The 22,031-nt window shown below is 70.3% G+C and carries 17 protein-coding genes and 1 pseudogene; 5 read left to right on the forward strand and 13 right to left on the reverse strand.

Annotation, left to right across the window (positions count from 1 at the left end; translation table 11 throughout):
- Positions 1-9: 9 nt before the first annotated feature.
- The 5 genes from N1031_RS15160 to N1031_RS15180 form a co-directional block, all read right to left on the reverse strand.
- Positions 10-1,134: a hypothetical protein gene (locus N1031_RS15160; protein ID WP_259480552.1), complete on the reverse strand. Its 1,125-nt coding sequence runs from the start codon at positions 1,132-1,134 to the stop codon at positions 10-12.
- A 28-nt stretch (positions 1,135-1,162) separates the two neighbouring features.
- Positions 1,163-2,338, reverse strand: a complete 1,176-nt coding sequence (locus N1031_RS15165; protein WP_259480554.1) for a hypothetical protein — start codon at positions 2,336-2,338, stop codon at positions 1,163-1,165.
- 19 nt (positions 2,339-2,357) lie between these two features.
- Positions 2,358-5,099: an Ig-like domain-containing protein gene (locus N1031_RS15170; protein ID WP_259480555.1), complete on the reverse strand. Its 2,742-nt coding sequence runs from the start codon at positions 5,097-5,099 to the stop codon at positions 2,358-2,360.
- Positions 5,100-5,258: 159 nt separating this feature from the next.
- Positions 5,259-7,499, reverse strand: coding sequence for an acyl-CoA dehydrogenase family protein (locus N1031_RS15175; protein ID WP_259480556.1), 2,241 nt, complete (start codon positions 7,497-7,499; stop codon positions 5,259-5,261).
- A gap of 129 nt (positions 7,500-7,628) precedes the next feature.
- Positions 7,629-8,972 (reverse strand): MFS transporter, encoded by a 1,344-nt coding sequence (locus N1031_RS15180; RefSeq protein ID WP_259480557.1) that lies wholly within the window; start codon positions 8,970-8,972, stop codon positions 7,629-7,631.
- A 64-nt stretch (positions 8,973-9,036) separates the two neighbouring features.
- Between N1031_RS15180 and N1031_RS15185 the strand changes: the two genes are divergently transcribed.
- Entirely contained in the window at positions 9,037-9,501 is a 465-nt protein-coding gene (locus N1031_RS15185; protein WP_259480558.1) for a winged helix-turn-helix transcriptional regulator, read from the forward strand.
- A gap of 107 nt (positions 9,502-9,608) precedes the next feature.
- On the opposite strand, the gene N1031_RS20460 is transcribed toward N1031_RS15185, so the two are convergent.
- On the reverse strand, positions 9,609-10,319 hold the full coding sequence (locus N1031_RS20460) for a lysophospholipid acyltransferase family protein (protein WP_310795703.1): 711 nt from the start codon (positions 10,317-10,319) through the stop codon (positions 9,609-9,611).
- A 128-nt stretch (positions 10,320-10,447) separates the two neighbouring features.
- On the opposite strand from N1031_RS20460, the gene N1031_RS15195 reads away from it, so the two are divergent.
- Positions 10,448-11,173, forward strand: a complete 726-nt coding sequence (locus tag N1031_RS15195) for a thioredoxin-like domain-containing protein (RefSeq protein WP_259480559.1) — start codon at positions 10,448-10,450, stop codon at positions 11,171-11,173.
- Between the two features lie 4 nt (positions 11,174-11,177).
- On the forward strand, positions 11,178-11,939 hold the full coding sequence (locus N1031_RS15200; RefSeq protein WP_259480560.1) for a DUF305 domain-containing protein: 762 nt from the start codon (positions 11,178-11,180) through the stop codon (positions 11,937-11,939).
- A gap of 375 nt (positions 11,940-12,314) precedes the next feature.
- Here the strand turns inward: N1031_RS15200 and recQ are convergent.
- From recQ to N1031_RS15215, 3 genes and pseudogenes are all read right to left on the reverse strand, one after another.
- Positions 12,315-14,168: pseudogene (recQ, locus tag N1031_RS15205) on the reverse strand (DNA helicase RecQ); the annotation flags it as partial.
- Positions 14,169-14,261: 93 nt separating this feature from the next.
- Complete coding sequence (gene menD / locus N1031_RS15210) at positions 14,262-15,959, reverse strand: 2-succinyl-5-enolpyruvyl-6-hydroxy-3-cyclohexene-1-carboxylic-acid synthase (protein ID WP_259480562.1); 1,698 nt, start codon at positions 15,957-15,959, stop codon at positions 14,262-14,264.
- Positions 15,956-16,306: a PLDc N-terminal domain-containing protein gene (locus tag N1031_RS15215; RefSeq protein WP_259480564.1), complete on the reverse strand. Its 351-nt coding sequence runs from the start codon at positions 16,304-16,306 to the stop codon at positions 15,956-15,958. Before N1031_RS15215 ends, menD begins: the two co-directional genes overlap by 4 nt.
- Positions 16,307-16,400: 94 nt before the next feature.
- Between N1031_RS15215 and N1031_RS15220 the strand changes: the two genes are divergently transcribed.
- On the forward strand, positions 16,401-16,760 hold the full coding sequence (locus tag N1031_RS15220) for a DUF4229 domain-containing protein (protein ID WP_259480565.1): 360 nt from the start codon (positions 16,401-16,403) through the stop codon (positions 16,758-16,760).
- On the opposite strand, the gene N1031_RS15225 is transcribed toward N1031_RS15220, so the two are convergent.
- From N1031_RS15225 to N1031_RS15235, 3 genes are read right to left on the reverse strand one after another with little or no spacing between them, the layout of a single operon-like run.
- Positions 16,724-17,683, reverse strand: coding sequence for a 1,4-dihydroxy-2-naphthoate polyprenyltransferase (locus N1031_RS15225; RefSeq protein ID WP_259480566.1), 960 nt, complete (start codon positions 17,681-17,683; stop codon positions 16,724-16,726). The genes N1031_RS15220 and N1031_RS15225 overlap by 37 nt on opposite strands.
- A 13-nt stretch (positions 17,684-17,696) precedes the next feature.
- The gene (locus N1031_RS15230; RefSeq protein WP_259480567.1) at positions 17,697-18,923 is read right to left on the reverse strand and encodes an AMP-binding protein; all 1,227 of its coding nucleotides are present in this window, start codon (positions 18,921-18,923) and stop codon (positions 17,697-17,699) included.
- Positions 18,924-18,942: 19 nt separating this feature from the next.
- Positions 18,943-19,860 carry a 1,4-dihydroxy-2-naphthoyl-CoA synthase gene (locus N1031_RS15235; protein WP_259480569.1) on the reverse strand — a complete coding sequence of 306 codons (918 nt, stop codon included), beginning with the start codon at positions 19,858-19,860 and terminating at the stop codon, positions 18,943-18,945.
- An 87-nt stretch (positions 19,861-19,947) separates the two neighbouring features.
- On the opposite strand from N1031_RS15235, the gene N1031_RS15240 reads away from it, so the two are divergent.
- Positions 19,948-20,982, forward strand: a complete 1,035-nt coding sequence (locus tag N1031_RS15240) for an o-succinylbenzoate synthase (protein ID WP_259480571.1) — start codon at positions 19,948-19,950, stop codon at positions 20,980-20,982.
- Between the two features lie 31 nt (positions 20,983-21,013).
- Here the strand turns inward: N1031_RS15240 and fgd are convergent, their stop codons facing one another.
- Positions 21,014-22,018 carry a glucose-6-phosphate dehydrogenase (coenzyme-F420) gene (gene fgd / locus N1031_RS15245; protein ID WP_259480573.1) on the reverse strand — a complete coding sequence of 335 codons (1,005 nt, stop codon included), beginning with the start codon at positions 22,016-22,018 and terminating at the stop codon, positions 21,014-21,016.
- Positions 22,019-22,031: the final 13 nt, after the last annotated feature.

The raw sequence follows: 22,031 nt of genomic DNA on the forward strand, positions 1-22,031 counted from the left end.
CGACCGCCACTAAGGAGTGATCTTCTGGATGGTTTCCAGAGTGCATACATCCACCATCCCGAACAGCGGCTCGCTCTCGATTCCGTAGTCCTCCCACAACGGGGCACGCTCGAGTCGCTCGACGAAGTTGATGCGCGTAGCGGTTCCGTGCATGACGAGTACTCCGGAGTGCTGGTCATCGGGATCGGAGAAGTCCTTCACGCCGTATGCGTGCAAGAGCTCGTGAACTGCGACGGCGACGGTTCCGAAGTGTGGATCGGCGTTCAGGAAGACGGAGGCCTTCCGCAACCGTCCGTCAGGCGTGAGATACGGCTGCACCTCCCCGTTGACTCTTCCGGAATCCGGCGGCAACGACCAGCCATCGGCCCCGCCCTCGGGAAGATCCTCGAACTCCAGCGTGGGGGCTACACCGTCGCCGGCACGGGAGAGTTTGATCTGGGGAAGTCGAGGGTTCACATCCAGCGCCGCGTTCGCTGCCGTGACAGCCTCAGTGAGGATACTCACTTGGCCGTCGCTGAGCCCGTCACCCAGCTGATAGGTGATGAATCCGCCGGATCCAGCCGGCCCTGGAATCGTGGCCACCGGCGGCTTGAAGTGGAAGGTCTGCCTCTCGGGGGCGGCTGTGCCGACTTCGGGCAGGTTGGGGCATGCGGCGGGGAGGGGGATTGCCGCTCGGCGCGCTGCAGCCTGCACGGCAGGTTCGGCCACGTCGAGGCGAGCCTGCACCACCTCACGCTTCTCGTCCTCGGTCGTGGGGGAACCGGCCGCCTTCGTCGCCTTGAACGCCTCCAAGATCCCGTACGGGTCGTCCTTCCGCGAGATGTCGAAGAACTCCGAAACCGTCACCCGCCTGTTCGGATCGAGTGGATCGTCGACCGTCGCGGAGCGTGGCGAAACATTCTTGTTCAGGCGGACGACAACCCTAGACACCCACCACCCGCCCGTGCAGGTCTGCGTGTCGAAAGTGTTGTAATCCGAATCCGAAGTCGCCAACACACGCACCGGCGGATCCTTGGCCTCATCACAGGACAGATCGTCGGCAGCCCACGCCGGCGCAGCCGGAACGCCTCCGATCACCACTGCCATCAACGCCAGCGCTATCGCGGTTCCTCGCGCACCTGACTTCACGGTCATCTCCTTCTGTGATAAACCCGGACCGCCGCTACGGCTTGATCTTCTGAATCGTCTCCAGGGTGCACACATCGACCAAGCCGTAAAGGGGTTCACTCTTGACGCCGTAGTACACCCACTCGGCACGAGGCTCCGCACGTTCCACGAAATTGATGAGCGGACTAGCTGCATGCATGACCAGCACACCGGTGGGGTGACCGTCAGGTATTGAGAAATCACTCACCCCATAGGCATGCAGCAATTCGTGCACCGCGGTGAACGTGGTTCCATAATGGGGGTCGGAGTGGAGGTAGACAGTGCCCTTCCGCAGGTGGCCGTCGACCCCGATATAGGGACGCATCTGTCCCTCAAGCACTCCCTCGTCGAATGGTGGCATGTACCAATGCTCATCAAGCCCGCCTTTCGGAAGGTCTTCCAGCTCCAGAGTCGGCTCGACTCCATCACCGGCTCGAGAGAGTTTGAGCTGGGGCAAGCCTGGGTTGTACGCCAGCGCCGCATTCACGGCGCCGACCGCGATGTTCCAGGTCTGAACCTGACTCTCGCTGAGTCCGTCACCCAACTGGTACGTGATGTACCCGCCCGATCCAGGGGCCCCTGGAATAGTGGCCACCGGCGGCTTGTACAGGAAGGTCTGCCTTTCCGGGGCGTCTGTGCCGGCCTCGGGAAAGTCGGGGCACGCTGCGGGAAGCGGGATCGCCGCGCGACGTGCCGCTGCCTGCACCGCGGGCTCGGCCACCGCAAGACGAGCGTCCACGACCGCCCGCTTCTCGTCGTCGGTCTTGGGCAATCCAGCCGCCTTGGTCGCGTTGAAGCCCTCCAGGATGCCGTACGGATCGTCCTTCCGAGAGATGTCGAAGAACTCGGACACTGTTACTCGCCGGTTCGGATCGAGCGGGTCGTCCACCGTTGCGGAGCGCGGCGGAACAGTCTTGCTCAGACGCACGACGACTCGGGACACCCACGACCCGCCCGTGCACGTCTGCGTGTCATAGGTGTTGTAGTCCGCATCCGACGTCTGCACCACCCGCACCGGCGGATCCTTGGTCTCATCGCAGGACAGATCATCGGCGGCCCACGCCGCCGACGGAGCTACTCCGACGACCACGGCCAACAGGGCCAGCGTCAGCGCGGAGCCACCGACACCCGCACCCCTGCAACGACGGTTCGCGCCGTCACGACCAACAACCGCACGCGAATTCATGGTCATCCGTTCCTCGCTAAGCGCTTCATCGGGTGACATGGATGGCCACCGTCACGATGGGGGTGGACGCTGCAGAGTTCGGCCCTGTGCCATTCACGCGGTACTTGAAGGTGACGTCTCCCACGAAGCCGTCGGCCGGCGTGAAGGTGAAGGCACCTGTGGCGTCGTCCATCGAGAGAGTTCCGCTCGACGGTGGATACCCTCGTTGCACCCGCCAGGCGCTGTCGACCGCGGGGAGCGTGTCGTTAGCCAGCACGCCACGGTCTGCCGGAACCGTCAGCACGGATCCACCCGCGACGGTGTACGAATCCCCCGCGGCAATCGGAGGCGCTACGACCTCGACCGGGATGATCACCGGATCGCTGATTCGGGAGTAACCGTCGACGCCGGTCACGGTGATGCTGTCGGCACCGCGATGCCCGGCGTCGGGTGTGTAGGTGATTCCGCCGCCGTATTTGAGTTCGGCGCTGCCGTGCTCCGCCCGAACGGTCGCACGGGTCGGAGTCGCAGCGGAGACGCACTGCGTGTGCAAGAGGTTCGTCGCGACGCCTGCCACCACCTTCGTGGCCGTGCTCGGCTGAGTGCACACAGGTGGCGGCGGCCGCACGGCGGCGCTGGCCTGGGCGGCTTGACTCACACCGTTGATCGAAGCGACGACCTTCGCGGTCGTCGCATTGAGGAGTGCATTCGTATTGCGCAGCGCCAGCGAGAATGTGGCGGTGTCGCCGGCGTTCAGACGCGTGTTCGTGTACGTGACGGTGTTCGCCGCATCGCCCGCTGCCTTGACCCAGTACGGCGGGATGCTCAGCTCCCGCATGACGGCGAACTGGTCGAACTCGATGACCACCTCGGCCGAGCCGGCCGAGTTCGCGGTGACGGTGAGCCCGTAGGTGATGTCGCTCTGCTTCGGAGCGACGGACGGCACACTCAAGAAGCTCGTGGCGGTCACCTGTGCGGGTGTTCCGAGGGTCGGCAGCGATCGGATGCGCGTCTCGTAGTCGATCGCCTGAGTCGGCCGCTTCTCGAGCGCCGCCTGATCGTCGAGCGGCACGTGCAGGTGCGGATTGAAGGCATTCGCTGCCACGGTGAAGGTGCGCACCGGCTCTGAGTGGTCATCAGGCTCACCGCCGTCGACGTAGATCGGCAGCCAGTCGGTGACGGCTCCACTCGGATGACCAGGCGAGGGCGGACCCCACCCGATCGGGGTGGTTCCGGTGATCCCCCGGAGATCACCGGCGAGCGAGCCGAAAGCCACCCAGGATCCATCGGCGGTGGAGGGAGTCTTGCCGTCGGCCACGGAATCGCCACCGCCGGTGGTGGATTCTCGGAGGAGTGCCCGTACGGTCGTGTTGGCGACATACTGGTCGGTTCGCTTCACAGACACCGGTTGCAGCGCGGTGGGGCGGGCGTCGTCGGTCAGCAGCACCTGGTACACGTCGAGAGCGCTGTTGTCGTCGACGAAGTTCTGGCAGCCGACGCAGTCGCCGTGGATGGAGACCAGCGGCGTCATTGAGGTGAGCACGGCGCTGCGGCCGTCGGCGGCCAGAGCGATTCTCGTGGTCGAGGCCCACGGCTCGTACCAGCGCCGCACCCTCACCACCGAAGGGCTGTAGCCGTAGGAGTCCGGCCAGTCCGGCTTCGCCTCATCGACCATGACCAACGAGACCCTGTGTGTGACGGCGGCGCCCTTACCGGAGAGATCACGAACGAACGCGTCAGTCATGTGATCGTCTGTCGTCGGTACTTCTGTGGGCCCCACGAGGTTCGTCGCGCCGGATATGAAGCCCACCTTCGACCCGTCACCGGAGATGGTGGGCCCATAAGAGTCGTCATCGGTCTTGGTGAAGCCGCTCCCGGTGTCGTCGACCGACGCGCTCACCAGGATCGACTTTCCCGTCTCCGAATCCCACCGGTAGACGTAGCTCCTGCGCTCGGGGGCGTTTTCGACTGGAGCCGGAGTGGCTGTGGGAGATGACGTCGACGCAGTAGGAGCCGGCGTCGTGGCGGCCACCCCCAGATTGGTGGCATCCGAGGTGAACGCCACGAACCGGCCGTCCGCCGACACCACGGGCTCGTCGCTGGCACCCCGGGCCATCTCGGCAGCGCCGGTGCCGGCGTTCACCCCACCGGAGACGTTCGTGATGTCACCGGTCGAGCGATCGAATAGCTCGACGGTCGACAGGATCGACGTGGGAGCACCGTGGTTGTTGATTCCGGGCTGATTCGAGACGAAGACGACATGGCTTCCGTCGGCCGAGACCATGGCATCCGAGTTCACCGCACTCAGGATCTCTCCGGGAACGGGCACCGTGCCCCGCGGTGTGGAGACGCGGATGATCTCTCCGGTCGACATATCCGTGAGGGCGATCTGCATCGAGCCGACCGGCGACGGATCATCCTCGAAGATTCCGGCGTCTGTGGTCTGGAAGGCGATCCAGTTGCCGTCTGCGGAGATCGACGCCCTGTAGGCCGGACCGACCGGAAGGTCGGGACGCGCCCGTCGAGAGACGAGTTCCAGAGTCCCGTCCGCCGTGTTCCTCCGGTAGACGTGCCGCACGTCGCCCACCGCGTCGGGGGTGAGCAGCTCATTCGACTCGAACACCGTGTAGCGACCGTCGCCCGAGAACGACTGACCCATTCCCTCCGCGATCAGAGTCGGCCCTGCCGACTCGAACACCGGTTGGAGCGAGATGAACCCTGTCGGCCCGGCGATTGCCGGGAGCCCTCCCACCAAGACGGAGGCCACCACCACTGCGACAGGCACCACCGACGTGAGTCGACGCCGGACGGACGACCGGTTGGAAGGTTCGGGTTCGGGATGGAACGGGGCGAGGTGGAGCGGCATTTCACGAGGGTACGAGCGGATGAACGCTCCGCCTCCTGAGTAATCTCTACCCAATCAAGGCGAGCCCTCGCCCGACCAACGCTACTTGCCGAGCGACTTCTCGGGGGTGGGGAGGGTGCCGGCCTCGCGGCGATCACGGTAGTAGGCGCGTGCCTCGTCTTGCCGGCCCTTCTCGGCGCCCGTGGCGATGGGGGCCCGGAGGTGCTCGGGGCCGTAGCCGAAGGCGTCGACGAGGTCTTGCGCGTGGGGGCGCAGGCGGGCGGCGAGGCGCTCGGTGTAGAGCCCGACGGCCTGGGCGCGCTTGGGCGAGAGGCGGCCGTTCATGAGGTACCAAGAGAGGTGCTTCTCGACGAGCCCGAGGCCGAACAGGTCACGGAGCCAGGTGAGCACCACCCGCGTGCCGTCGTCCATGCCCGCGGCGCGCGGGTCGTCGCCCTCGATCGCGTCGGTGAACGCCTCCCACTGCAGAAGCTCCGCGTGGGCGCGGGCCGCCTCGATGATCTCGGTCTGGTGCTGGTTGAACAGGGCCGCCGCATCCTTCTGCGACAGCCTCGGGGCCGGGCGGAGCTTCGCGGCGACCGAGGCCACCATGGTGTGCACCCGGTCGGTGAGCAGCTGCCGCTGCGAGGAGGTGTCGCGCAGCTGCCCCACCGAGCGGGCGGTGGAGCCGAAGTCGACGATGGTCTGGCCGAGCGAACGCAGGCCCGAGCCGTGCACGGTGCGGCCGGCCGCCTGCTCCACCACGTAGCGGGCGAGCACGCCGAAGTCGGCCTTGGCGAAGCGCTTGCCGTAGTCGCTGAGCAGGCGCTTGGCCACGAGCTGCAGCAGCACGTGGTTGTCACCCTCGAAGGTGGCGTAGATGTCGAGGTCGGCGCGGAGCCCGGTGAGGCGGTTCTCGGCCAGGAAGCCGGCGCCGCCGCAGGCCTCGCGCGCCTCCTGGAGGGTCTCCAGCGCGTGCCAGGTGCTCAGTGGCTTGAGCGCGGCCGCGAGGGTCTCGAGGTCTTGGCGGTCGGCGTCGGTGTCGGCGGCGCCCGAGAACACCTCGTCGAACTTGGTCAGCAGCACCTCGTGCGCGAAACTCGCGGCGTAGGTGGTGGCGAGCTTGGGCAGCAGTCGCTTCTGGTGCAGCTGGTAGTCGAGCAGCACCTCCTCGTCGGTGTCGCTGCCCGCGGTGAACTGCCGGCGCTCGTTGCCGTAGGTGATGGCGATCTTGAGGGCCATCTTCGCCGCGGCGGTGGAGGCGCCGTCGAGCGACACCCGGCCCTGCACGAGCGTGCCGAGCATGGTGAAGAAGCGCCGCCCGGGGCTCGCGATGGGGCTCGTGTACGTGCCGTCCGCATCCACGTCGCCGTAGCGGTTGAGCAGGTTCTCGCGCGGGATGCGCACACCGGTGAAGTGCAGCCGGCCGTTGTCGATGCCGTTGAGTCCGCCCTTGAGACCGTCGTCCTCTCCCCCCACGCCGGGCAGGAACTCGCCCGTCGCGGCGTCGCGGATCGGCACGTAGAACGCGTGCACACCGTGATCGACGCCCTTCGTCACGAGGTGGGCGAAGAGCACCGCGGCGATGCCGTCCTTCGCGGCGTTGCCGAGGTAGTCCTTCCAGGCACCACGGAAAGGGGTGTCGATGACGAACTCCCCCGCCGCCTCGTCGTAGGTGGCGGTGGTGCCGATGGCGGCCACGTCGGAACCGTGACCCGTCTCGGTCATGGCGAAGGCGCCGGGCACCTCGAGGCTCATGATGCCGGGCAGGAACGCCTTGTGGTGCCGCTCGGTGCCGAGGTGCAGCACGGCGGCTCCGAACAGGCCCCACTGCACGCCCGACTTGATCTGCAGGCTCGGGTCGGCCACCACGAGCTCCTCGAAGCCGGCGATGTTGCCGCCGTGGTCGTCGGCCCCTCCCACCGAGGCCGGGAAGGCGCGGTGCACCTGCCCGTTCTCGACGAGCAGCTTGAGCTGGCCGAAGACGCGCTCGCGGTGGGCTTCGAGGCTCAGGCCCTCGATGCGCTGCATCTCGGGGCGGGCGGTGAGCTCGCGCGAGGCCAGGCGGGCCTCGGCCCAGGTTCCGAGCAGGTAGCGGCCGAGCCACTCCACGTCGGTGCGCGCGACGACGACGTCGTTGGTGTGCGCTCGGCGCGCGTCGGAGGCAGGGGCGGAGACGGATGCGGCGGAGCCGGCCCCGGACGGCCGCGCCTCTCGTCGGGTCGAACGGTCGAGTTCGACCTCGATCGCGTCGGGCTCGACGGCGTCTTCGTCGCGGCCCAGGGGCCGGCCGTCGGGCTCGCCGTGGGGCGTCGAAGGGGTGGTGCCGACCGTGTTCGTCATTCTCGTCGTCCTCGTCGTCGTGGTGCGTGCATCCACGGTACGAGCAGGCTCCCGGGGGCGAAAACGGGCGGTGACCGGCCTACAACGGCAGACGGATGCGCGGTGCCGGCGCCTGTAGGGATGCGACAGTCAGCTGGGCGAAGGCTGTGACGAGGCAGACAAAACGGGTGTCTCGCTCACGGGTCGTGACGCATCCTTCGCCCGCGTGCGGCGCCGATCGGCGGTGGAGAGCACGATCGCGGCTACGGCGAGCAGGGCGAGCGCCGGAGCCGCGATGTCGACGGCGGCGCGTAGACCCAGGGCGGTGGCGAGCGCACCCGCCGCCACGGCGGTGCCGGCCTGCAGGAGGTAGCTCACGAGGTAGAGCAACGACAGGGTGGCGCCCCGGTGGGCCTCGGGCGCGACGCGCGACGCGAGGCCGAGGCCGCCGGTGAAGCAGAAGGAGTACCCGATCCCGCCCACCACGCACCAGAGCAGGAACAGTGCGATCGATCCGGCGGCCGCGGCGGCCGCCATCACGGCGAGGCCCGTCAGCGACAGCAGCCCTCCGACGATGATGGAGACGTGGGCGGGGACGCGCCCGAGCAGGAGCGCGGTGACGCCGATCGCGAGCGACGACACCCCGAGGAGGGCTCCGACCACGAGCAGGTTCGAGGTTCCGGTGAGATCGCGGGCCATCTGCGATCCGAGCGACAGGAAGATCGCACCGACGGTGTAGGCCACCGAGACCGAGAGTGTCGCCGCGGCGAAGGCGAGCACCGCGCCCCGGGGCAGGTGCAGCGTGCCGGAGCGGCGGGATGTGCGGGTGCCGTCGGCAACGGACGCCCGGGTGTCGCCGGCGCGGGGCGAGTCGGCGCGGGATGTGCGGGGCGAGTCGTCGGGGGTCAGCGCGAGGGCGACGAGCGTGACGGCGGCGATCAGCGCGAGCACCACGTACGAGAGCACCAGCGGCAGCGGCGCGAACTGGGCGAGGGCTCCTGAGAGCACGAGGGCGATGGTGAGACCGGTCGCGGTGGAGGCCGTCGTCGCGGCACTCGCCGCACGCGGGTTGCGGAACGGGTTGTGCTCCACCATCGCGGCGGTGGCCGCTCCGAGCGCCAGACCGGTGCCGACGCCCTGCACGATGCGGGCGGCGAACAACCACAGCACGTCGGGCGCGATCGCGAACAGCCCGGCGGCCACCACGATCAGCGCGGTGCCGAGGAGCATCGCGCGGCGGCGGCCGATGGCGTCGGAGAGGCCGCCGAAGAACAGCAGCACCAGCAGGAGCGCCAGCGGGTAGGCGCCGAACACACCGGTCACCACGACCGGCGGCAGGTTCCACTCGGCCGCGTAGATCGGGTAGAGCACGCTGGGCGCGCCGCTCGACCAGAGCGACAGGGCGAGCACCAGGGCGGCGGACCAGAAGGTGCCGCGCCGGCCCAGACGGAACCGTGCGTGCCCGGCGGGCGTGGAGGGAGCGGAGGACGACATGGGTCGAGAGTACACCCTGGATTGGAATTTCCAATTCAGATGAGGGAGTCGTACACTGCCGCACATGGCTGCTGACGATTCCGGAGCGCGATGCCAGATCGTGCGCACCCTCGACGTGGTGGGCGAGAAGTGGTCTCTGCTCGTGGTCCGCGAGGCGTTCAAGGGGCGCACGAGGTACTCCGAGTTCCGCGATGCGCTCGGTGCGCCGAGCGACGTGCTGAGCGCGCGGCTGACGCGGCTCGTCGAGGCCGGGGTGTTCGAGAAGCGCGCCTACCGCGAGCCGGGCAGCCGGGAGCGGTCCAGCTACCACCTCACCGAGAAGGGTCAGGGGCTCGCCCTCGTGCTCGGCGCCATGGTGCAGTGGGGCGACACGTTTCAGCCCTACACGGGAGGTCGCGCCTCCGAGATCGTCGACGCCACGGCCGGAGAGCCGCTCTCCCTGGCCTTCGTCGACCCCGAGGGTCGCTCGCACCCCGCATCCGAGGTCACCCTCCGCCCCGGCCCCGCCGCAATCGAGACCTGGGGCTGACCCGGCTCGCGCCGCCCATCCGTGTGGCCCGCGAGCCGCCAATAATCCTTCGAGAACGAGGTGGATGGGCGACTTCTTGGCGGGTCGCCGACGAGCGGGATGCGGCGTCAGGCCGGGTCGTTGCGGTGGAGGGCGCGGCGGACGCGTTCGGCGACGGAGTGGGGTGGGGGTTCGTTGTAGACGCCGGCGAGCTCCTGACCGGACAGGCCGGCGATGGCGGTCATGACGTCGTCGGTCAGACGGCGTCGCGCGCGGGCGGAGGCGGCGTCGCCATACCCCGCCGAGTCGATCGGCTCACCGAACTCGATGGTGACGGGGCGGATGCGCGGGAGGGCCGCATCCACGGGCAGGAGTTCCTCCGTGCCGATGAGCCCTACCGGCACGACAGGGCACCCCGCCGTGAGCGCGAGCCAGGCCACCCCGGTGCGCCCCTTGTAGAGCCTGCCGTCGCGGGAGCGCGTGCCCTCGGGGTAGATCGCGAACACCCCGCCCTCCTGCAGCACCTCGAGGCCGCGCTGCAACGAGTCCTGCGCGGCGGTCGCGCTCTCGCGATCGACCGGGATGGCGCCGATCGACTCGAAGAACAGCTTCGACATCCGCCCCGTGAAGCCCGCCCCCGTGAAGTACTCGGACTTCGCCAGGAACCGCACGTCGCGGCGGGCGACGATCGTGATGGCGACGCTGTCGATGAAGCTGAGGTGGTTGCTCGCGATGACGACCGGGCCGTCGGCCGGGAGCCTGTCGGCGCCGATCACCGTCGGGCGGTACACCACCGAGGCGACCGGCCGCGCGATCGCCTTCGCCGCCGACTTGAACATCTCCCGATCCTCACACGGGTCATATGCACGGCGAGCTATGCGAATTCCCTCAGCCGGACGGGGACGCGCGGGGAGGCACCCATGGATTTTCCAGGTGCCCTCCGTAATAGTTGTAGCGTCAACTGCCGATGTCCACGACCGAAACGAGTGCCGTGTCCCCCAGTTCCGATTCCTCGTCGCCCGTCCCCCCGAAGGCGAAGGATCAGGCCAAGAAGCTCACCGTCAAGCAGGAGCGTGAGGCGCGCCGTGCCGAGAAGGTGGCGGCCATGCTCGCCCAGCAGAAGCGGCAGCAGCGCAACCGGCGCTTCGGCTGGATCGGCGGCGGAGCCGCGGGGGCACTCGTGGTGGGCCTCATCATCACCTTCGTGGTGACCAGCGCCGAGCCCAAGGTCGACCCCGCCTCGATCTCGATCGGCGAGCTGCAGACCTACCCCGACCTCACCGCCAACCACGTCTCGGGCACGGTCGACTATGCGATGACCCCGCCGGCCGGCGGCGACCACGCCGCGGTGTGGCTGAACTGCGGCGTGTACTCCGAGCCCGTGCCCAACGAGAACGCCGTGCACGCCCTCGAGCACGGTGCGGTGTGGGTGACCTACGACCCCGCCGTCGTCGACGAGGCCGGGGTGCAGACCCTCCGCGACCAGCTGCCCGACACCTACGTGGTGCTCTCGCCCTTCGAGGGACTGGCCTCGCCCGTCGTGGCCTCGGCCTGGGGCAACCAGGTGTTCCTCGACGGGGGCGACGACACCCGTCTGGCCGACTTCGTGACCAAGTTCTGGCGCTCCAACGACGCCCCCGAGCCCGGCGCCGCGTGCACGGGCGGGGTGGACGGTGCCGGAAAGGTCGCCTGATCCGGTGAGCGACAGCACGGACGGTCCGCGCAGCGGCGAGGGGAGTGACGGCGGCACCGGGGCAGAACGCCCGGTCGGCGTGCCGGCCGCCTCGTCGAAGACCCCGAAAGGCCGGCTCGTGCTCGCGGGGGTGGTCGCGGCCGTCGTGGTGGTGCTGGGAGCGTTCGCGGCGGGATGGTTGTCGGCGCCGCGGGTGCCGGTACCGGGCGACACCAGCGTGGAGGCAGGGTTCGCCCGCGACATGCAGCAGCACCACGACCAGGCGGTGCAGATGGCGATGATCGTGCGCGACGAGACCGACGATCCGGACGTACGCCAGCTCGCCTACGACATCGCCACCTCGCAGTCGCAGCAGTCGGGTCAGATGTACGCCTGGCTCAACGCGTGGGGGCTGCCTCAGGCCTCGAGCCAGCCGTCGATGACCTGGATGCTGCAGCCGACTCTCGACGGCTCCGACAACGGCCACGGCGGCCATGCCGGCTCCGCCACGGCGTCGAGCGGGTCGGGCGACATGGTGCCGGGCGGCCCGATGCCCGGGATGGCCTCGGACGAGGACATCCAGCGGCTCGGTGAGCTGAGCGGCGTCGACGCCGAGCGCCTCTTTCTGCAGCTCATGATCGCCCACCACCAGGGCGGCGTGGAGATGGCCGAGGCGGTGGAGGCCCGCACCACGAATCCGCTGGTGCTCGCGCTCGCCAAGGCCGTGATCTTCGCCCAGTCGGGCGAGATCGACTACATGACCGAGCTGCTGGCCGAACGCGGCTGACGCCTCGACACCGCCTCAGCCCTGACGACCCTCAGCCCCTCACCAACGCTCCGGCGGCGCGTCGTCGGGCGGTGGCGCGTCGGAGTCGTCGAGCGGCGGGGGCTCGTACGCGTCGTAGTCGGGGAAGACGTCGGCGAACTCGGGGGCGAACTCGGGCTCGGCAGAATCGGGGAAGACGACCCGCCGGGTGGTGCGCTGCACCCCGCGAGATGAGCTCCCCCGGGCCGCACTGCGCCCCCGCGGTGCCGCTGCCGCCGAATCGCCGCGGGCGGACTGCCCGCCGATCGCAGAGCGCTCGCCTCCGGCCCGAGCGACCCCACTGGACCCCGCCCCGTCTATCGTCCCCGACCCGTCGAGTGCCCCCGACCCGTCGAGTGCCGCAGCCACCGCCGCCACCAGACCTTCGCCATAGGACTCCCGCTTGCGCTCACCGATCCCGGCGATCCCCGCGAGCTGGCCGACGCTCGACGGCTTGAGCTCGGCCACGGCGGCGAGCGTGGCGTCGTGGAAGACCACGTAGGCCGGCACTCCCTGCTCCTTCGCCGTCGCCGCGCGCCACGCCCTCAGCGCCTCGAAGATCTCGCCGTCCGAGGCCGAGAGCGCCTCCTTCGCCGAGGAGCCGGCACGACCCGATCCGCCGGCTCCGGAGGAACCGCCCGACCCTCTCGACCTCGCGGCACGCTCGGGCTCTCGCCGCAGATGCACCTGCTTCGCTCCCGACAGCACCGCGGCACTCTCGGGGGTGATGACGAGCGTGCCGTACCCGTCGTCGTTGACCGCGAGCAGGCCCTGGGCCAGCAGCTGCCGCACCACCCCGCGCCACTGCTGCTCGCTCAGCTCGCCGCCGATGCCCCAGGTGGAGAGCTCGTCGTGCCCCCACTGCGCGACCCGCTCGGTACGCTTGCCGCGCAGGATGTCGACGAGGTGCCCGGCCCCGAAGCGCTGACGGCGCTCGCGCTCGAGCCGCACCACGGTGGAGAGCAGCTTCTGCGCGGGAACCGTGCCGTCCCACGACTCCGGGGGCCGCAGGCAGGTGTCGCAGTTTCCGCACGCCTCGCTGGCCTGCCCGAAGTAGCCGAGCAGGTTCACGCGACGGCACGACACGGTCTCGCAGAGGGCGAGCATGGCGTCGAGGTGAGCCGAGAGCCTCCGGCGATGGGCGAGGTCGCCCGGCGACTCGTCGATCATGCGCCGCTGCTGCACCACGTCTTGCAGCCCGTAGGCCATCCAGGCCGTCGAGGCGAGCCCGTCGCGACCCGCGCGCCCGGTCTCCTGGTAGTAGCCCTCGACCGACTTCGGCAGGTCGATGTGGGCGACGAAGCGCACGTCGGGCTTGTCGATGCCCATGCCGAAGGCGATGGTCGCGACGATCACGACGCCGTCCTCACGGAGGAACCGCGACTGCGTACGTGCCCTCAGCCCGGCGTCGAGCCCCGCGTGGTAGGGCATGGCGTCGATGCCGTTCTGCGACAGGAACTCGGCGGTCTTCTCGACGGTGTTGCGCGAAAGCCCGTAGACGATTCCGGCCTCGCCGGAGTGCTCGTCTCGGATGAACGAGAGCAGCTGCCTCCGCACCTCGTTCTTGCCGTCGATGCGGTACTGGATGTTCGGCCTGTCGAAGCTCGCCACGAAGTGCCGGGCGTGCCCGAGCGAGAGCCGCTCGGTGATCTCGCGGTGGGTGGCCTCGGTGGCCGTGGCGGTGAGCGCGATGCGCGGGACGGTGGGCCACCGCTCGGCCAGCTCGGCGAGCGCCAGGTAGTCGGGCCGGAAGTCGTGCCCCCACTGCGCCACGCAGTGCGCCTCGTCGATGGCGAACAGGGCGATGCGGCCCTGTTCGAGGAAGCGCTTCGTGCTCTCGGCGGAGAGCCGCTCGGGTGCGACGTAGAGCAGGTCGAGCTCGCCGGCAAGGTAGGCGCGCTCGACCTCGCCTCGCTCACGCGCGTCTTGCGTGGAGTTGAGGAACGCCGCCCGCACGCCCACGGCGCGCATCGCCTCGACCTGGTCGTGCATGAGGGCGATGAGGGGTGAGATGACGACGCCGGTGCCCTCGCGCACCAGCGAGGGGATTTGATAGCACAGGGACTTGCCGCCGCCCGTGGGCATGAGCACGACCGCGTCTCCCCCGTCGCTGACGTGCTCGACGATGGCCGCCTGGTCTCCGCGGAAGGAGTCGTAGCCGAACACGCAGCGGAGCGTGTCGAGTGCCGTGGCTGAGGTCGTCGATGTCACAGGTCGAGCCTAGTTCGGCCCCAGGACATCACCGCCGCCGCGACCGCTCTGTGGAGAATTCCCACCCCGCACCACACTGTGCAGGAGAGCACCTCACCGTTCGAGCGTCACCTCGACGATGCTGCACCCGGGCGCGGGAGACGCCAGCGCCGAGTCGAGCTCCCCCCGGCGGGTCACCTGCCGGTGCTCCCATCCGTACGCGGCGGCGAGCGCCGCGAGGTCGACGGCCTGCGGCGTGTAGAGCACCCGGTCGAACGCCTCCCGCTCGGCCGTTCCCGCCACCTCGAGACCGTCGAAGATGGTGCCGCCACCGTCGTTGCCGACCACGAGCTGCACCCGCGGAACCGGCTCTCCCGGCGTGCGTGCGAGCGCCCCGGCGTCGTGCAGCAGCGCGAGATCGCCGAGCAGCACGCGCGTGGTGCCCACCCGCCTGGCGCCCGAACCGGCCGCCGCGGCCGCGATCCCGAGCGCCGTCGACACCGTGCCGTCGATCCCGGCGAGTCCGCGGTTCGCGTGCACCGGGATGCGCTTGCCCGCCGCCGCCTGGTCGAGCACCCGGATGAGGCGGGAGGCGCCGATCACGAGCCGATCGTGCGGCCAGCTCGCCCTCCAGGCCGCCCGCACGAGCGAGCGCCGGGTGACCGGCGCGTTCAGCGCCGCGAGCTCGCCCCGGGCGAAGGCGCGCGACGCATCGACGTCCCCGGTACCACTGTCGCTCACCACGGGGGCGTCGACGTCGTCCTCGGCATCGGCCTCGTCGAGCAGGCCCCGGCCGGTGAGCACCCAGCGGTTGGTCCACGACCGCGCCTGCGGGTCGCGCGGATCCAGGCCCGACACGTCGACCCCCGCCACCGCACGGGCACCGGCGGGCAGGAAGGGTGCCCCCCGGCCCGCCACCACCAGCACCTCGACGCCCGGCCGGCCGAGCACCGCAGGCACCTCGCGACTGAGGGTGGGATGCCCGAACACGATGGCCCGCTCGACCTCGCCGCCGAACTCGGGATGCGCGAGCAGCTCGCGATACGACCCCACCAGCAGCGGCCCGAAGCGGGCTCCGCTGGAGACCTCGGCGACGAGCGGTAGGCCCGCGCGGCGGGCCGTCTCCTCGGCGACCTCTCCCGCATCCGCCCCCGCGATCACGATCGTGCGCGGCCCGGCTTCCAGGCGCGCGATCGCACCATCGGAGGGCACCGCCGCCACGGGAGCGGCCCAGGGCACCGTGGCGATCGACGGGTCGACCGAACCCGACAACGGCTCCGCGAACTGGAGGTTGAGATGAACCGCCCCCGCGGGCCGGCCCGAACCGCCGGTGGCCTCCGCCACCGCCCACTCTGCGAGCGCACCCGCGTCAGGGATGCCCTGAGCGGTCGGTGCCGGCACGTCGACCTCGGCCACGGCGAACACCCCGAAGATGCCGGGCTGCACGGTGGTCTGGTTCGAGCCGGTGCCGCGGAGCGACTCCGGCCGGTCGGCGGTGAGCACGATCATCGGCACCCCCGAGTGGTGCGCCTCCACCACGGCGGGCACGAGGTTGGCCACCGCCGTGCCCGAGGTCGTCACGACCAGCGCCGGCCGGCCGCTCTCGCGCGCGATGCCGAGCGCGGTGAACGCCGCGACGCGCTCGTCGATCCGCACGTGCAGCCGGATGCGGCCCTGGGTCTCCAGGCGTGCCAGCTCCAGAGCCAGAGCCTGCGACCGCGAACCGGGAGACACCACGGCGTGCTCGACCCCTCGTTCGACCAGCTCGGCGGCGAGCCGGTGCGCGAACGTGGTGGCGGGACTGACCGTCACCGCTCGGCGCGGCCGCTGTCCGACTCGTCGTCGGTCTCGGCCAGGCGCTTCTCGAGCTCACGGATGCGCTCATCTTGCTGGGGGTCGTACACGGGCTTGATGGTGCCGAGGAAGTCGGGGTCGTCGTCGGGCGCGAGAGTGCGCGGCGGCGGCGTGGTCGACCGGCGCCCGCGCCCGATGAGGAGCCACAGGATGCCGCCGAGCGGCGTGAACAACAGGATGATGAGCACCCAGACGGGCCGGGGAAGAGCCTTCACTCGCGACTTCGGGAGCATGAGGCAGTCGACCAGCGCGTACACGGTGAACGCCACGATGACGATCACGAGTGCGAGGAGTAGGCGGGCCATGGAGCAACTGTACCCCCGGCATCCGGGAGCCGACTGCGTGTTCTCCCACCGCGCACCGGCGGGCGTTCAGGATGCGCGGCCTAGACTCGAGGGCGTGAATCCCGGACGCACCTGGCTCGTGTACACCCTCATCCGCCTGGGTATCTTCGCGGTCGTGCTCACGGTGCTGCTCCTCGTGGGCATCACACCCTGGATCGCGGCGGTGCTGGCCGCGGTGATCGCCCTCTGCATCTCGATCATCGCCCTGCGCCGCCCTCGCGACGAGGCCTCGCGATCGCTGCACGACGCCCGGGCGTCGCGCGGCCGCGCGTCGCGCGACACCGAGGCGCCCCGCTCCGACGACGAGCTGGCCGAAGACGACGCCATCGAGTCGGCACGCGCCACCGAACCCGCCGACGATTCCCCCGCCGAACCGGCTCAGAATCCGAACGACAACCCGAGCCCCACGCCGTAGAGCAGCCCGAACAGGCTCGTGAGCTGCAGCACCGTCACGAACTCCCGCGGCTTCTTGGCCGTGAGCATGATGATGGTGGCCGGCACCGTCACGAGCAGGGTGAAGAACACCAGCGGAGCCAGCGGGTAGAGCAGGCTGAAGAACGCCAGGATCGCGTAGGCGACGAGCAGCCAGAACACGTAGACGATGCGCGACGCCGTGCGGCCGATGAGCACGGCCAGGGTGCGCTTCTTCACCAGCCGGTCTTGCTCGATGTCGCGGATGTTGTTGGCCATGAGCACCGCGCACGCGATGGCCCCCGCCGCGACCCCGCCGGCCCAGCTCTCGAAGTTCACCTCTCCGGCCAGGATGAACGTGGTGCCCGCGGTGGCCACCAGACCGAAGAAGACGAACACGAACAGCTCGCCCAGCGCGTAGTACCCGTAGGGGTGCTTGCCGCCGGTATAGAACCACCCCGCCGCGATAGCCGCGGCGCCCACGGCGAGCAGCCACCAGTGGCCGGTGAGCACGGTGATGACGACACCGGATGCGGCGGCGAGCCCGAAGAACACCAGGGCGACCGCGAGCACGCGCTTGGCCGGCACGAGCCCCGACCCGGTGAGCCGAGGTGGCCCGACTCGCACGTCGTCGGTGCCGCGCACGCCGTCGGAGTAGTCGTTGGCGTAGTTCACACCGATCTGCAGGAAGACCGCGACCAGGAGGCACAGCAGCAGCCTCGTCTTCGAGATGTCGGTGATGACCATCGCCGCGCCGGCTCCGAGCGCCACCGGCGCCACCGAGAGGGTGAGCGTGCGCAGTCTCGCCCCGGCGACCCAGGCGCCGAACGCCGAGCGGGGACCACGGGGAGCGGGGGTACCGGTCGCACTGCGGCCTGCGGCCTGCCTCGCCGGGTTGCCCGACGGGCGCTTCTTCGTTTTCGACATCTCGCGGGCGAGTCTAGTCTCGGGGCCCTTGGAACCAGCTGGCCACCGACTGCCGGTCGGGTTTGCCCGAGGCCAGGCGCGGCAGTGCGGGCACCCACTCGATCTCGGCGGGCGCCGCCGGCCGGCCGAGCTGCGCGATGACGGCGGCCCGGGCCGCACGCCAGCTCTCGTCAGGATCGACACCCGCACCCGCACCTGGGCCGGCACCTGCACCTGCACCTGCAGCCGGCCCGACCCCGCTCTCCGCCACGACCACGGGCACCTGCCCCCAGGTCTCGTCGGCCGCCGCGACCACCACGGCCGACTCCAGCCCCGGCACGCCCTGGACCAGTCGCTCCACTCGATCGAGCGACACCTTGACCCCGCCCGAGATGATGACGTTGTCGAGCCGGCCCGTCACCGCGACCACACCGTCCTCGACACTGCCCCCGTCTGAGGTGCGGTACCACCGCCGCCCCTCCGCCACGACGAAACGATCGGCCGTGAGCTCGTCGTCTCCGAGGTAGCCCTCGGCGAGCATGGGCCCGCCGATCTGGAGTTCGCCCCCGACCTCGCGCACGACCGCGCTGCCGATCGGGCGCCCGTCATAGACGCAGCCACCCGCGGTCTCGCTGGAGCCATAGGTGCGCACCACCCGCATCTCGAGAGCGCGCGCACGCTCGTGCAGGCGACGCGGGAGCGCCTGGCCGCCGATGAGCACCGCGTCGAATCGCCGCGCGGCCCGCCTCACCCGCTCGTCGGTCTCGGCCGCTTCCACCACCCTCGCCAGCTGCGCCGGCACGAGTGAGGTGTAGCGGCGCGGGTGCGTGAGCCGCTCAGCGAGATCAGTGAACTGCGACGCCGAGAAGTGACCGGCGCCGTGCACCACGGCAGCCTGCACCACGGGCGCCGTGCCCGCCGTGATGGACCGCACGAGCACCTGGAGGCCGGCGATGTAGTGCACCGGCAGCGCGAGCAGCCACTGGCCACCACCGCCGAGGGCGTTCTCGGTGGCTGCCGCCGAAGACAGCAGTGCATCGGCCGACAGCATGACCCGCTTCGGAGCGCCCGACGACCCCGAGGTCTCCACCACGAGCGCGACCCTCCCGGGGACCTCGGAGGGGAGGGCACCGCCGGAACGGTGCTCGGCGTCGGAGGACTCGCGCGGGAGGATCGCCGGCCCGTCGTGCGCGAGAGCGCGCTGCAGGGACTCCACGACCGCCGAGGTCTCCGCCTCGACGATCTCGAGCGGTCTGGTCATGAGAGACGGACCCGCGCCATCAGAAGTGGTAGGGGAAGGCCGACCAGTCGGGGTCGCGCTTCTCGAGGAAGGAGTCGCGGCCCTCGACGGCCTCGTCGCTGGCGTAGGCGAGGCGGGTGGCCTCGCCGGCGAACACCTGCTGACCAACCAGGCCGTCGTCGACCGCGTTGAAGGCGAACTTGAGCATGCGCACCGCCGTGGGCGACTTGCCGAGGATGACCCGGGCCCAGCGCAGCGCCTCGGCCTCGAGCTCGGCGTGCGGCACCACGCGGTTCACCGCGCCCATCTCGTAGGCGCGCTGGGCGCTGTACTCCTCGGCGAGGAAGAACACCTCACGCGCGAACTTCTGCCCCACCTGGCGCGCGAAGTAGGCGCTGCCGTAGCCCGCGTCGAACGACCCCACGTCGGCGTCGGTCTGCTTGAACCGCCCGTGCTCGGCGCTGGCGATGGTGAGGTCGCACACCACGTGCAGCGAGTGCCCTCCGCCCGCCGCCCAGCCGGGCACCACCGCGATGACCACCTTCGGCATGAACCGGATGAGCCGCTGCACCTCGAGGATGTGCAGCCGACCCGAGCGCGCCTGGTCGATGCCCGCCGCGGTCTCCTCTTCGGAGTACTTGTAGCCGTCGCGCCCTCGGATGCGCTGGTCTCCGCCGCTGCAGAACGCCCACCCGCCGTCGCGCGGGCTCGGGCCGTTGCCCGTGATGAGCACCACGCCCACCCTCGGGTTCTGCCGGGCGTCGTCGAGCGCGATGTAGAGCTCGTCGACCGTCTTGGGCCGGAAGGCGTTGCGCACCTCGGGCCGGTCGAACGCGATGCGCGCCACCCTGCCCTCCACGTCGAGGTGGTAGGTGATGTCGGTGAAGCCCTCGGAGACCGGTGCGACCACCCATTCGGCGGGATCGAAGATGTCGGAGACCGTGGTGCGTTCACTCATGCTGCAAGGCTACGCCCCACGCGCATCCGGGACTCTCGAAGCCGGATGCTGTGGAGAACCTCGCTCGCGCGGCAGACTTGTGCAGGAATGGACGAGACGACGACGCCCCCACCGCTCGACGAGCTGCTCGGCGGGATGCAGGTGGTGGCCCTCCCCCTGCACACCCGCTTCCGCGGTCAGGACACGCGCGAGCTCGCGCTGTTCGAAGGCCCGGCGGGGTGGACCGAGTTCTCCCCCTTCATCGAGTACGGCGACCACGAGGCGGCAGCCTGGCTCCGCGCGGCGATCGACTTCGGCTGGGCGCCCGCGCCGGCGTCCGCACCCGTGCCGGCGTCCGCACCCGCGTCCGTCCCCACCCGCACCTCCATCCCCGTCAACGCCACCCTCCCCGCGGTCGCCCCCGAGCGCGTGGAGGAGGTGCTCGCCCACTACGACGGTTGCCGCACCGTCAAGGTGAAGGTCGCCGAGCGCCGCCAGACGCTCGACGACGACGTGGCCCGGGTGCAGCGCGTGCGCGAGCTCGTGGGGGCCGAGGGCCGCATCCGCCTCGACGCCAACGGCGCCTGGAACCTCGACGAGGCCGAGCACGCCGTGCACCGGCTGGCGGAGTTCGACCTCGAGTACCTGGAGCAGCCCTGCGCGAGCGTCGACGAGCTCGCCGAGCTGCGCCGCCGCATCCGCTACCTCGGCATCCCCGTGGCGGCCGACGAGAGCGTGCGCAAGGCCGACGACCCCCTCGCCGTGGCCCGGGCCGGCGCCGCCGACCTGCTTGTGGTGAAGGCGCAGCCGCTCGGTGGGGTTCGGCGCGCCGCGGCGCTGGTGGCCGAGGCCGGGCTGCCCGCCGTGGTGTCGAGCGCGCTGGAGAGTTCGGTGGGCATCGCGATGGGGGCGCATCTGGCAGCAGCCCTGCCCGAACTCCCCTACGATTGCGGGCTTGCGACCGTCGACCTGTTCACGGGAGACGTCGCGGCGCCCGGCCGGAGCCTCGTGCCGCGTGGCGGCAGCATCCCGGTCGAGCGGCCCGAGGTCGACCCGGCACAGCTCGAACGCTGGAAGGCCGCACCCGAGCGCGAGCGCTGGTGGCGCGACCGCGTCGAGCGCGTGCACGCCCTCCTGCGATAGCCCCACAAGCCCCCGCGCCCGCGCCGGCGTCCTACCCGAGCGCCCGCAGCCGCGGCGCCAGGTCGCGCTCGAACAGCGTCATGAACCGCTCCTGGTCGTGCCCCGGCGCGTGGAACACGAGATGGTTGAAGCCCCAGTCGACGTACTGCCCGATCTGCGCGGCCACCTCGTCGGGGTCGGTGCCCACGATCCAGCGCTTGGCGATGGTCTCGATCGGCAGCGCGTCGGCGGCCTTCTCCATCTCGATCGGGTCGGTGATGTCGTGCTTCTGCTCCTTCGAGAGCGACAGCGGCGACCAGAAGCGGGTGTTGTCGAGCGCGGCGTCGAGCGTCTCCTCGTAGGAGAGCTTGATCTCGATCATGCGATCGATGTCCTCGAACGAACGCCCCGCCTTCTCGGCGCCCTCCTTCACGGCCGGCACCAGCTGCTCGGTGTAGAGCTCGGCTCCCTTGCCCGAGGTGCAGATGAAGCCGTCGCCCGCACGCCCGGCGTAGCGCGCCACGACCGGTCCGCCCGCGGCGATGTACACCGGCACGCCTCCGGGCTCCACGTCGTAGATGGAGGCGTCGACAGTGGAGTAGTACTCGCCCTCGTACGACACACGGTCGCCCGTCCACAGCTCGCGCATGAGCGCCACGGCCTCGCGCAGACGCGCGAACCGCTCCTTGAACTCCGGCCATTCCTTCGCGCCCGTGGCGATCTCGTTGAGCGCCTCTCCCGAGCCCACGCCCAGCCACATGCGGCCCGGGTAGAGCACGCTCATCGAGGCGAAGTACTGCGCCAGCACCGCCGGGTTGTAGCGGAAGGTGGGCGTGAGCACGCTCGTGCCGATGCGCACCGACGAGGTGCGCTCCCCCACCGCGGCCATCCAGGCCAGCGCCGACGGCGCATGCCCACCGGTGTGCCGCCAGGGCTGGAAGTGGTCGCTCACGGCGACCGACTCGAAGCCGTGCCCCTCGGCGGCGACGGCGATCTCCACCAGCTCCCGCGGGCCGAACTGCTCGGCAGAAGCCTTGTATCCCAGCGTGATGGCCATGTGCGTGCCTTCC

Source organism: Herbiconiux moechotypicola, from assembly GCF_024979255.1.
Lineage (GTDB): Bacteria > Actinomycetota > Actinomycetes > Actinomycetales > Microbacteriaceae > Herbiconiux > Herbiconiux moechotypicola.

Coding starts and splice junctions, on each gene's coding strand:
- N1031_RS15165 (WP_259480554.1), bottom strand. CDS start 2,338: ATGACCATGAATTCGCGTGCGGTTGTTGGTCGTGACGGCGCGAACCGT.
- N1031_RS15235 (WP_259480569.1), bottom strand. CDS start 19,860: ATGAGTGAACGCACCACGGTCTCCGACATCTTCGATCCCGCCGAATGG.
- N1031_RS15230 (WP_259480567.1), bottom strand. CDS start 18,923: ATGACCAGACCGCTCGAGATCGTCGAGGCGGAGACCTCGGCGGTCGTG.
- N1031_RS15195 (WP_259480559.1), top strand. CDS start 10,448: ATGTCCACGACCGAAACGAGTGCCGTGTCCCCCAGTTCCGATTCCTCG.
- fgd (WP_259480573.1), bottom strand. CDS start 22,018: ATGGCCATCACGCTGGGATACAAGGCTTCTGCCGAGCAGTTCGGCCCG.
- N1031_RS15180 (WP_259480557.1), bottom strand. CDS start 8,972: ATGTCGTCCTCCGCTCCCTCCACGCCCGCCGGGCACGCACGGTTCCGT.
- N1031_RS15185 (WP_259480558.1), top strand. CDS start 9,037: ATGGCTGCTGACGATTCCGGAGCGCGATGCCAGATCGTGCGCACCCTC.
- N1031_RS15175 (WP_259480556.1), bottom strand. CDS start 7,499: ATGACGAACACGGTCGGCACCACCCCTTCGACGCCCCACGGCGAGCCC.
- N1031_RS15240 (WP_259480571.1), top strand. CDS start 19,948: ATGGACGAGACGACGACGCCCCCACCGCTCGACGAGCTGCTCGGCGGG.
- N1031_RS15225 (WP_259480566.1), bottom strand. CDS start 17,683: ATGTCGAAAACGAAGAAGCGCCCGTCGGGCAACCCGGCGAGGCAGGCC.
- N1031_RS20460 (WP_310795703.1), bottom strand. CDS start 10,319: ATGTTCAAGTCGGCGGCGAAGGCGATCGCGCGGCCGGTCGCCTCGGTG.
- N1031_RS15160 (WP_259480552.1), bottom strand. CDS start 1,134: ATGACCGTGAAGTCAGGTGCGCGAGGAACCGCGATAGCGCTGGCGTTG.
- N1031_RS15215 (WP_259480564.1), bottom strand. CDS start 16,306: ATGGCCCGCCTACTCCTCGCACTCGTGATCGTCATCGTGGCGTTCACC.